The sequence below is a fragment of the Saccharopolyspora sp. MMCC62 genome (assembly GCF_057736575.1).
In genome coordinates, this window is the sequence record NZ_JBYKCM010000015.1 from 103555 (window position 1) to 114376 (window position 10822).

The following is a 10822-nucleotide window of genomic DNA, read 5'->3' on the forward strand; positions in this document are numbered from 1 at the left end:
GCCATTGATTAGCAAGCTAAGTAATAGGAGGCGGTCATGTCCCCGGCACAACGCATCGACGTCCACCACCACGTCGTGCCGCCCGTCTACCGGGAAGCCCTGCAGCGCGTCGGCTCCGATGCCGCAGGCGGCAGGCACCTGCCGGACTGGAGCCCGCAGGCCTCGCTGGACCTGATGGACCGCAACGAGATCCGCACCGCGATCCTGTCCGTCACCACCCCCGGCGTCGAACCGTGGCCCGGACAGGAAGGACGCGACATGGCGCGCGCCCTCAACGAGCACTGCGCCGAGCTCGTCCGCGACCACCCCGGCCGGTTCGGGTTCTGGGCGACGCTCACGCTGCCCGACGTGGACGGGGCGCTCGCGGAAGCCGAGCACGCGCTCGACGAACTCGGTGCCGACGGGGTCGTGCTGCTGGCCAACAGCGGCGGCACCTACCTCGGCGACGAGGCGTTCGAACCGCTGCTCGCCGAACTCGGCAGGCGCGGCGCCGTCGTGTTCGTGCACCCCTCGGCGCTGCCCGCTGACCCGGTGCCCGGCATCCCGCCGTTCGCCGCGGACTTCCTGCTCGACACCACCCGCGCCGCCGCGAAGCTCGCCGCGAGCGGCACGCTGCACCGGTACCCGGACCTGAAGATCATCCTGTCGCACGCGGGCGGATTCCTGCCCTACGCGGCGGAACGCATCGCCGCCTGCCTGGAACTGGCCGGGAGCGAGCGGAGCACCGAGGACCTGCTGGCCGACCTGCGCCGCTGCTACTTCGACACCGCGCTGTCCGCCTCGCCGTACGCGCTCCCCGGGCTGACCGCGTTCGCCGACCCCGAGCGCATCCTGTTCGGCAGCGACTTCCCCTACGCCCCGGCGGACATCGCCACCACGATGACCGAACGCCTCGACGCGTCACCGGTGATCGACCACGCCGCCGTGGACCGCGGGAACGCCGCCCGGCTCCTCCCGCAGCACGCCTGACCCCCGCGCGGAGCGGCCTGCTCGACCGGTCACAGTGGGCGGACGGGCCGCTCACCTGGTCGGAGCGGGCGGGAATCGAGGAGGACGCATGGATCTCGGGTTGAGCGGGCGGGTCGCGGTGGTGCCGGGCGCGACCTCCGGGCTGGGCGCGGCCGTCGTGCGCGGGCTCGCGGGCGAAGGCGCGCACGTCGCGTTCGGCGGGCGGCGGGCCGAGCTCGCCGCGGAGCTGGCGGCGGAACTCCCGTCGGCGGTCGGCATCGGCGTGGACCTGCTCGACCCGGACGGGCCGCGCAGCCTCGTCGACGCAGCCACCGCGGCGTTCGGGCCGGTGGACGTGCTGGTGCTCAACGGCGGCGGTCCCGCCCCCGGCACCGCCGCCGAGATGACCGCCGAGGACGCCGAGCAGGCCGTGCACCGCCTGCTCACCGCGCACGTCCGGCTGGTCGAGCAGGTGCTGCCGGGCATGCGGGAGCGCGGCTGGGGCCGGATCGTCGCGATCGGCTCCAGCGGCGTGCAGCAGCCCATCAACGGGCTCGCCGCCTCCAACGTGGGTCGTGCCGCCCTCGCCGGCTACCTCAAGACGCTGGCCGCGGAGGTCGCCGCCGACGGCGTCACCGTGAACGTGGTGCTGCCGGGCCGGATCGAGACCGAACGGCTGACCTCGATCAACGAGGCGATGGCCGCGCGCCGCGGGGTCGCCCCGGACGCGGTCCGCGACGCCTCCCGCGCCGACATCCCGGCGGGCCGGTTCGGCACGCCCGAGGAGTACGCGGCGGCGGTGGTGTTCCTCGCGAGCGCTCCGGCGTCCTACATCACCGGTGCGCAGCTGCGCTGCGACGGCGGCCTGATCCGCGCCCACTAGTCGCGCGGGCGTGGTGGCGCAGCGCGCCGAGCGGGTCCGCGTAGAGCACGTCCAGCGACACCGCGGCCGCCGCCTGCTGCTGGATGCCGTCCCCGGCGGCGGTGAGCCGCAGGTCGCGCGGCACCGCGGAGTGCTCCGCCACCGCGTCCGCCACGTCCCGGAGCGCGGCCGGGTGCTCGGTGAACGCCTGCCCGCCCAGCACGATCCGATCCGGGTTGACCACGTCCGCGATGTGCCCGATGGCGCGCCCCAGCACCCGGGAGCGCTCCCGCAGCAGGGCGGCCGCCCGCTCCGAACCGCCCGCGGCCAGCTCGGCGAGCGCGGCGGTGGTGCGCACCTCCAGCCCCTGCGCGCGGGCCGCTTCGACGACCCCGGTGTCGCTCACCGCGTCGGAGAGCCTGCCGGTGCGGCGCGGGTCCAGCAGCTCGGTCGGACCGGACGGCAGGTGGCCGAGCCCGCCCGGGCCGGTGCTCGGGTTGTGCACCGCGCCGTCGATGGTCAACGCCACGCCGATCATCTCGCGGGCGTAGCAGTACAGCGCGCTGCCGCGCGGATCGGCGGCGTCGCCGAAGGACAGCTCGGCGGCCGCCATCGATTCCACGTGCGGCGCCACCGAGGTCGGCAGCCCCAGCTGCGCGCCGATCAGCTCGCCGACCGGGGCGGCCCGCCAGCCCAGCAGCGGGTGGTCGACCTGGCCGAGTTCGTCGACGCGGCCGCCGAGCGCGACCCCGGCCCACAGCGGGGTCCGGCCGGGCCAGCGCGCCAGGAACCGGTGCGCGCGAGCGCCGATCGCGCGCAGCACCTCGGCGGCGTCCTCGGTCCCGGTGCGCGTCCGGATGCCGCCGAGCACCCGGCCGTGCAGGTCGTGCGCGGTGATGGTGGTGGTGCGGAATCCGATGTGGACTCCCGCGGTGAGGTGCTGTTCGCGGCGCAGCTCGAACGGCAGCCGCGGTCGGCCGACGGCGCCGGCCGGGGCGAGGTCGGCGCGTTCGCGCAGCAGACCGGCCTCCAGCAGCGCCGCCACGTGCCGGTGCACCGTGGGCGCGCTGAGCCCGGTGCGGGCCGCGGCGACGTCGCGGAACACCGGCCCGTCGCGCCGGGCGACGCGCAGCACCTCGGCGGCGGGCGTGCCCGCGAGGCGCAGGCCGGGGGAGAGGACCGGCGGGACGGGGTCGCCGACCGGTCGGAGCGCGGGCAGTGCTGCGGTCATGGGGTCCTCGGGAGCGGGAGGACGGCGCCGGACCTGCGGCGCCGTGGCGGATTCGTCAGCGGAGCGGCGACGAACCGCGACACGGCACCCGGACGGGGGGCAGACGGCAGGCGAGCGCGACGGTCACGTAGGTGACCTCAGGCGGAGCGATCGGGTTGCCGGGCACGGGCGAAAACTACCGCACCGGCACGGCTCCGTTCCGCCATGTGAGAACCACGGCGCGGGTGACCGGCCCATCCGCCCGGCGTGCGGGCTGATGGGCCGTTCACCTGGTGGGATCAGAAGTAGCCGTTGACGGGGAGCGGAGAGCCGTTGATGGTCACGTCACCGACCACCGCGGCCTTGTACGCGGTCGGGTTGTGCAGGGTGAGGGTGCGGATGTTGCGCCAGTGCCGGTCCAGGTTCCGGGAGCGGCTCGCCGACGACGCGCCGCCCACCTCGAACAGGTCGGTCGCCGCCTGCAGCGCGATGGCGTCGACGTGCACCTTCACCTTCGACGCGGCCAGCGACGCCGCCGCGAACAGCTCCCGGTCCGGTGCTCCGAGCCGTTCGCTGCGGTAGGCGGCGTCGATCTCGTCCGCCGCGGCGAGCACCGCGGCCTCGGCCACGTAGGCGGCGCTGCTGATCCGGCCCACCTCCGCGTGCAGGATCGGATCGTCCGCGGGCGAGGCGGTCGGCGCGTGCTGGAACGAGCGGGTGCGGCCGCGGATCAGCGCGGCGGCATCGGTGGCCACGCTGCGCAGGATGCCCGCGACGATCGCCTGCAGGTACAGCTGCAGTTGCGCCACGTCGCTCGACGGCCGCGGTGAACCGTCGGTGACCCGCACGTCGATCACCTCGTGCTCGGCGATGGGCACGTCGTCGAAGACGGTGGTGCCGGTTCCGGTGCGGGTCTGCCCGATGCCGTCCCAGTCGTCGAGCACGGTCACGCCCTCGCGGTCCACCGGCACCAGCACGGCCGCCACCGAGTTCTCGTCCAGCTGCGCCGACACCCCGATGTGGTCGGCGAACAGGGTGCCGGTGGAGTAGAACTTCTCCCCGTTGAGCCGGAAACCGTCCGCGGTGCGGGTGAGACCGGTGGCGAACGAGAACGCTCCGGCGGCCCGCCCGCCGCGTTCGCTGTTGGCGTTGCCGAAGAACTTCCCGGCGCGCACCTCGTCCAGCCAGTGCTGCCTGCGCGGGCCGGGCGGCAGCGCCCGCAGCAGTTCGTTGACCTGCCAGAAGTGCGCGCGCAGCGCGTGCGCCACGTTCGGGTCGGCCTCGGCCAGGTCGATCACCACCGACAGCAGGTCCCGCACCGAGGCGCCGGGACCGCCTTCGGACACCGGCAGCGTGATCGCGCCGAGCCGGGCGCGGCGCAGCAGGTCGATCTGTTCGTGCGGGTTGCGGTCCTGCGCCGCGCGTTCCGCCGACCCGGCGGCGATCTCGGCGATCAGACCGGCGAGTTCGGGGGAACCCGGCAGCACCGGGTCCGCGGCGATCGGGGTTGGGGTGGTCACGTCGGCTCCTCACCGGTCGAAGGGTTTTCCGCGCTGCGGCGGGGAATGCGGGAACCGCGCTCAGCTGAACGCGCCCCGGTGGGCGGCCGCCGGGTGGTGGTCGTCGAGCAGGTCCGCGCCGGTGATCTTGCGGCGGACGGTGCCGGGCGCGTACTCCCGCTGCGCCAGCCCGCGGTCCTGCAGCACCGGCGTGACGTGCTCGATGAATTCCAGGTAGCTGCCCGGGATCGTGTAGTTCATGACGTTGATGCCGTCGACCCCGGCGGCCCGCCACTCGTCCAGCCGGTCGGCGATCTGCTCGGGAGTGCCGACGACGCGGCTGTTGCGGGTGCGCAGCCGCGCGAGATCGCGCACCGTCGGCTCCCGGTCCGGCACCGCCTCCCGCAACCACAGCAGGTGGCTGCGGGACCCCTCCGATTCGATGTCGCCGATCGGGGTGTCCAGGTCGTAGTGCCCGAGGTCGACGCCGATGCCACCGGCGGCGTGCGCGATGATCGCGTCGTCGTCCAGGTACTCGTCGAGCTCGTCGGCGCGCAGCAGCGCCTCGGCTTCGGTGCTGCCGATGACGAACGACAACCCCTGGAAGAACCGCAGGTCACCCGGCTTGCGCCCGGCTTCGGTCACGAGCCGCCGGGTGTCCTCGACGAGCACCTTCGCGTCCTTCGGGCTGGGCGACTGGATGAACTGGGCCTCGGCGTTGCGGGCCGCGAACCGGCGGCCGGCCGGGGAGGAACCGGCTTGGAACAGCAGGGGAGTGCGCTGCGGCGACGGCGAGACCAGGTGCGGACCTTCGACGCGGTACCGCGCGCCCTCGTGGTGGATCTTGTGGATCCGGCTGAAGTCGCCGTGCACCCCGGACGCCCTGTCCTGCGGCAACGCCCCGTCGTCCCAGGAGCCCTCCCACAACTTGTAGACCACGTCCACGTACTCGTCGGCCCACGCGTACCGCTCCTCGTGCGGGGTGATGTCGGCGTAGCCGAAGTTGCGCCACGCGTTCGGCGACAGGCTGGTGACGATGTTCCACGCGATCCGGCCGCGTGAGGCGTGGTCCAACGTGGACATCTTGCGGGCGAAGTTGAACGGGTGCTCTTGGAGCACCGAACTGGTGATCGCGATGCCCAGTTCGGAGGTGGCGTGCGCGAGCGCCGAGACGAGCACCGACGGGTCGTTGCTGGGGATCTGCAGCCCGGACTCGACGAACTTCTCCCACGACGAGCGGTGGTCCCCGTACAGGCCCACCACGTCGGCGAAGAAGACGAAGTCGAACTTCCCCCGCTCCAGCTCCCGCGCGAGCGACACCCACAGGTCCAGGTCGTTGAAATCGGTCTGCCGCGCCTCGGGCAGCCGCCACGCGCCGTGGGTGATGTGCGAGGTCGTGTTCATGACGAACGCGGAGAACTGCAAGGGGCGGGGCATCGGTTTCCCTCCTCGGCGTGGCGTCCCGACTGCCCCTCGACGCTAGGGCCGACCCGCTCCCGAGCCGAGGTTTCGCCTCGGCCTGATCGCAACCCTTGGCGTGCCGCCTTCCGCTCCTGCCACCAGGCGAGGTGGGCGGCGGAACCGCACCGTCCGCGAACTCGCGCAGCGGTATCGCCCGTTCCCGCACGCCACCGGCGCGACCGAGGTGCGGAACCGGCGGAAAACCCGGTCAGGGCGCGGCGATTCCGCGGAGCGAGGCGAAATCCGCCAACGGCGCCGGTTTCCCGAAGTAGAAGCCCTGCCCCTGGTCGCACCCGATGCGCCGCAGGATGTCCAGCTGCTCGGCGGTCTCCACGCCCTCGGCGACCACGTTCAGCCCGACCGCGTGCGCCATCGCCACGATGCTCGTGACGATCGCCTGCACGTCGTCGGAATCGCTGAGCTCGGCCACGAAGGACCGGTCGATCTTGAGGGTGTCCAGCGGCAGCCGCCGCAGCTGCGCCAGCGAGGAGTACCCGGTGCCGAAGTCGTCGATCGCCAGGAACACGCCCAGCTTCCGCATGCCCCGCAGCATCCGCACCGCGGAGGTCGCGTCCAGCATCAGCGCGTTCTCGGTGACCTCCAGGCACAGCGATCCGGCGGGCAGCCCCGCGTCGTCGAGCGCGGCGCGGACCGTGTCGTGCAGCCGCGGGTCGCCGAGCTGCCGGGGGGAGAGGTTCGCGTTGATCTGGAGTTCCGCGCCGCTCTCGCGCCGCAGCTCGGCGAACTCGCGGGTGGCGGTGCGCAGCATGAACCCGCCGACCTCGTTGATCAGGTCGCTCTCCTCGGCCAGCGGGATGAATTCGCCGGGGGAGACGGTGCCGTGCTCCGGGTGGGTCCAGCGCAGGAGCCCTTCGGCGCCGACGATGCGTTCGGAGGCCAGGTCCACCACCGGCTGGTAGGCCACCCACAGCTGGCCGCGCGGCACGGCGTGGCGCAGCTCCTGCTCCAGCAGCATGTGCCGCTGCACCCGTTCCCGGAGTTCCACGTCGAAGAACGCGTACCGGCCGCGGCCCTGCGCCTTCGCCCGGTACATCGCCACGTCCGCGTCGCGCAGCAGGTCCTGCGCGGAGCGGGTGTCGCCGGGCGCGGAGACGACGATGCCGACGCTGGCGTCCACGTGCAGCCGGATGCCGTCCACGTGCGTCGGTTCGGTGAGGATGCGCAGCAGCTCGTCGGCGCGGGCGCGCAGGTCGTCGTGGTCCGGCGAGTCCTGGGTGGCGACGACGAACTCGTCGCCGCCGAGCCTGCCGACGAGTTCCCGGTCGCCGGTGGCGTGCACCAGCCGCTGCCCGATGTTGCGCAGCACCTCGTCCCCGACGCCGTGCCCCAGCGAATCGTTGACGATCTTGAAGTTGTCCAGGTCGATGAACAGCACGGCCAGCGGCTCGGCGCGGTTCGGCGAGTTCACCGCCGCGTCCAGGTGCCGCAGCACCAGCGTGCGGTTGGCGAGCCCGGTCAGCGGGTCGTGGGTGGCCTCGTGCTCCAGCCGTTCGCGGGCGGCGAGGCTCTCGGTGATGTCGCTGAACGACACCAGCACCCGGTGCGGCGGCCGGTCGTCCGGGTTCAGCGCGCGGGAGGACACCGCCAGCCACACGCTCTCCCCGTCGTCGCGGTGCACCAGCGTCACCTGCGAGTTCACCGGGTTCCCGGTGCGCAGCGTGATCGTGGAGGGCCTGGTGTCGCCGCTGACGCGGTCGCCGTTCTCGTCGTACATCGGCCACCGCTCGGAGTCCATCCCGACCAGGGCGCTGGGCTGCGTCCCGAGGATGCGCTGCGCCGCCGGGTTGGCCGATTCGATGATCCCGGTGGGGGCGACCACCAGCACGCCTTCGTCGAGCGCGTCGATGACGGTGGCGAAGGTCCGCTCGGCGCGGCGGCGGGCCGTTTCGTCGGCGCACACCAGCACGTAGCCGTCGTCCATCTCGGAGACCGTGACGCGCACGACGAGCGCGTTGCCGTCGCCGCGCCGGTGCAGCGCTTCGCTGACGCCGCCTGCGGCGAGCAGCTCCGCCGGGCTCAGCCGGGCGCCGACGAGCTCGTCCACCGGGCGGCCCATGGCCTGCTCCGCGGAGATCCCGTAGACCGCCTCGGCGGCCGGGTTCCAGCTGGTGACCAGGGATTCCCGGTCGGTGGCGATGATGGCGTTGCTGACGTGCTGCACCAGCGCGGCCTGGTAGCGCAGGCTGGTCTCGGCGGACTTCTTGTCGGTGATGTCGCGCAGGATCACCTGCAGCGCGGGACGGCCTTCCCAGGTGGTGAGCACCGAGACGACCTCGACGGGGGCGCGGCTGCCGTCGAACCGGTGCAGCGCGGCCTCGGCCGGTTTGGTCCGCGCGCCGGGGAAGGTGAGCGTCCGCAGCCTGGCTCGCATCATCGGCACCGAGTCGGAGACGACGAAGTCGGTGATGGGGCGGCCGATGACCCGGTCGACGCTGTCGGTGCCGAGGATGCCCAGCGTCGCCGAGTTCGCGTAGCGGACCACGCCGTCCTGGTGCACGCAGATCGCGTCCGGGCTCAGCTCGACGAGCAGCCGGTACCGGTCGGCGAGGTCGGTGAGGGTCTGCCGGTCCTGGTGCACGCGGGTGACGTCCGCGGCGACGCCGATGAGCCGGTCCGCGTCGCCCTCCTCGCGGTGGCGCCGGGCGTGGAAGTGCACGAACCGGGTGCCGCCGTCGGTCGCGGGCAGGCGTTGTTCGAGGTCGAGGTCGTGCCATTCGGCGGCGGTGCGGGCGGACAGCGCGATGGGTTCGAGGAGTTCGCGCAGCCGGGCGCGCAGCGTCTCCTCGTCCGCCTCGGGCAGGCCCAGCAGGGGCCCCATGCCGGAGGTCCAGGCGAGGCTGTCGTCGTCGAGGCGCAGCGACCAGCGGACCGCGCCGCTGGCGGCCAGCGCCAGGTCGAGGAACTCGCGGTCCAGCTCCGAGTTCTTCGAGTGCGAGACCACCGGGTCAACCATCGATCATCCAGGAGACAGATCTTGTGCACGTTCCGCGCAACCGCTCCACCGCCGTCCACGCCATGTCGTTCCGCTCTCGAACAGCGAAGCGCCCTCCCCTTCTCCGGCGGGACGCAGCCCGCGGCCGGATGCTCGTAGTTTCCCATGTGCGCTGCTCGTGAACCGTCCTGAGTGGCGGGTGCGTCCGAGGAGCCCGCTGATCATAAGCCCGTGCCCGATCGGCGGCGAACACGGCACGTGATCCATCGCGCCATGTCCGTAGTGAACCTCTGACCCGTTCGCGTGGTCATTCGAGTTCAAAAACACGAATGGTTTTCCGATGCCCGCCTCTCGCTTCACTCTAAAGAGGATCGAGTGGGTAGGCGCGGCGACCTGAGTGACCGCGCGTAACTCGATCTCCGATTCGGTGATCCGCCCCCACCCGCCGTCCGAGCGGAATTCACGCCACCGGTCTCGGCGGGCGATTCGCGGCGGCTCCGAACGCGCATCGCCGCGACCCAGCGGTGATCGCGAAATCGATCGATCGGGAAAACGGGAAAGGGAAAGAAGATGACCTCGAAGCACGCTGAAATCGAAATCGGCGGCATCGGAGCGGTCACCGGCTACGGCTGGGGACGCGCCGAGTTCTGGGACGGCCTGGCCTCCTCGAAGCTCGCCGCCACGCTCGTCGACGGGTACGGGCCCGACCAGGACCGCACCGCCTGGGTCGCGCGCGTCCCCGACGGCGGCGACCCCACCGACGGGCCGAGCCGGTTCGCCAGGGCGATGCGCTCGGCCGCCCGCGAAGCCATCACCGACGCCGGCGAACGCGGCTGGACGCCCGGGCGCCGGGTGGGCCTGCTGCACGCCGTGGTGCTCGGTGAAGTGGACCTGTGGCGGGAGTTCTACCGGTCCCGCGGTGGCCGGGTCTCGGTGCGGGAATACCTGTCGCTGATGCCCTCCACCCCGATGTCGACGTTCATGAAGGAATTCGGATTCCACGGACCCGCCATGAACGTCTCCGCGATGTGCGCGTCGGGGAACGCGGGACTGCTCACCGCGAAGGTCTGGCTGGACGCCGGGATCGTCGACGACGTGGTCTTCGTGGCCACCGATCTGTCGGCGACGCCGGAGAACGTGCTGCACTTCGAACGGCTCGGCGTCACGATCACCGACGCCGATCCGCTGGACGCGTGCCGGCCGTTCCAGGAAGGCAGCCGCGGTTTCATCATGGGCGAGGCCTCGGTCGGAATGGTGCTGTCCCGCGGCCTGCCGGATTCCTACGCGCGGCTGCTCGGCGGCGCCATGTCGCACGACGCGCACCACGTCACCTCGATCGAACCGAACCTGACCGAGGTGAACCGCTGCGTGCGGGATGCGCTGGACAACGCCGGGGTCGCGGGCGGCGACATCCGCTACCTCAACGCGCACGGTCCCGGCACCGCGCAGTGCGATCGCGCCGAGGCGCGGTTCTGCGCGGAACTGCTGGGCGCGGACACCGAGATCTTCTCGGTGAAGCCGCTGGCCGGGCACTGCCAGGGCGCCGCGTCGGCGGTCGAGATCGCGGCCACCGCGCTGGGCCACCGGCACGGCCTGGTCCCGGCCGCACCGCGGCAGGCGGCGGGCGACCCGCGGCTGCTGGACGGCCCGACGCCGTTCGACGGCGGGCTCACCCTGAAGTCGTCCATCGGGATGGGCGGGCACAACTCCGCGGTCGTGCTCGCGCCGCCGCGGTGAGACCCCGCTGATCGGCGGTGGCCCGGGGCCAGGCCGGCGCCCCGGCCCCCCCCCCGGGGCCCGCCCCCCCGCCCCCCCCGCGTGCCCCCGGGGGGGCGCGCCCCGCGGGGGGCGGCCCCGCCCACCACGGTTCGGCTAGCGGTCAGCGGTCA

At 72.9% G+C, this 10822-nt stretch carries 7 protein-coding genes; 3 read left to right on the forward strand and 4 right to left on the reverse strand.

Annotated elements, in window-relative coordinates; all coding sequences use genetic code 11:
• The first annotated feature begins 36 nt into the window (after positions 1-36).
• Positions 37-969, forward strand: a complete 933-nt coding sequence (locus AC29IT_RS27000; protein WP_358433497.1) for an amidohydrolase family protein — start codon at positions 37-39, stop codon at positions 967-969.
• A gap of 88 nt (positions 970-1057) precedes the next feature.
• Positions 1058-1831, forward strand: coding sequence for an SDR family oxidoreductase (locus AC29IT_RS27005; RefSeq protein ID WP_358433500.1), 774 nt, complete (start codon positions 1058-1060; stop codon positions 1829-1831).
• Here AC29IT_RS27005 and AC29IT_RS27010 read toward each other — a convergent pair.
• From AC29IT_RS27010 to AC29IT_RS27025, 4 genes are all read right to left on the reverse strand, one after another.
• Entirely contained in the window at positions 1782-3041 is a 1260-nt protein-coding gene (locus AC29IT_RS27010; protein ID WP_488220539.1) for an ROK family transcriptional regulator, read from the reverse strand. The genes AC29IT_RS27005 and AC29IT_RS27010 overlap by 50 nt on opposite strands.
• Positions 3042-3319: 278 nt before the next feature.
• Positions 3320-4540 carry an acyl-CoA dehydrogenase family protein gene (locus tag AC29IT_RS27015; protein ID WP_488220540.1) on the reverse strand — a complete coding sequence of 407 codons (1221 nt, stop codon included), beginning with the start codon at positions 4538-4540 and terminating at the stop codon, positions 3320-3322.
• A gap of 60 nt (positions 4541-4600) precedes the next feature.
• Entirely contained in the window at positions 4601-5956 is a 1356-nt protein-coding gene (locus AC29IT_RS27020) for an LLM class flavin-dependent oxidoreductase (RefSeq protein ID WP_488220541.1), read from the reverse strand.
• 232 nt (positions 5957-6188) lie between these two features.
• Complete coding sequence (locus AC29IT_RS27025; protein ID WP_488220542.1) at positions 6189-8954, reverse strand: sensor domain-containing protein; 2766 nt, start codon at positions 8952-8954, stop codon at positions 6189-6191.
• Positions 8955-9503: 549 nt separating this feature from the next.
• Between AC29IT_RS27025 and AC29IT_RS27030 the strand changes: the two genes are divergently transcribed.
• Positions 9504-10670 (forward strand): beta-ketoacyl synthase N-terminal-like domain-containing protein, encoded by a 1167-nt coding sequence (locus AC29IT_RS27030; protein ID WP_488220543.1) that lies wholly within the window; start codon positions 9504-9506, stop codon positions 10668-10670.
• Positions 10671-10822 lie beyond the last annotated feature (152 nt).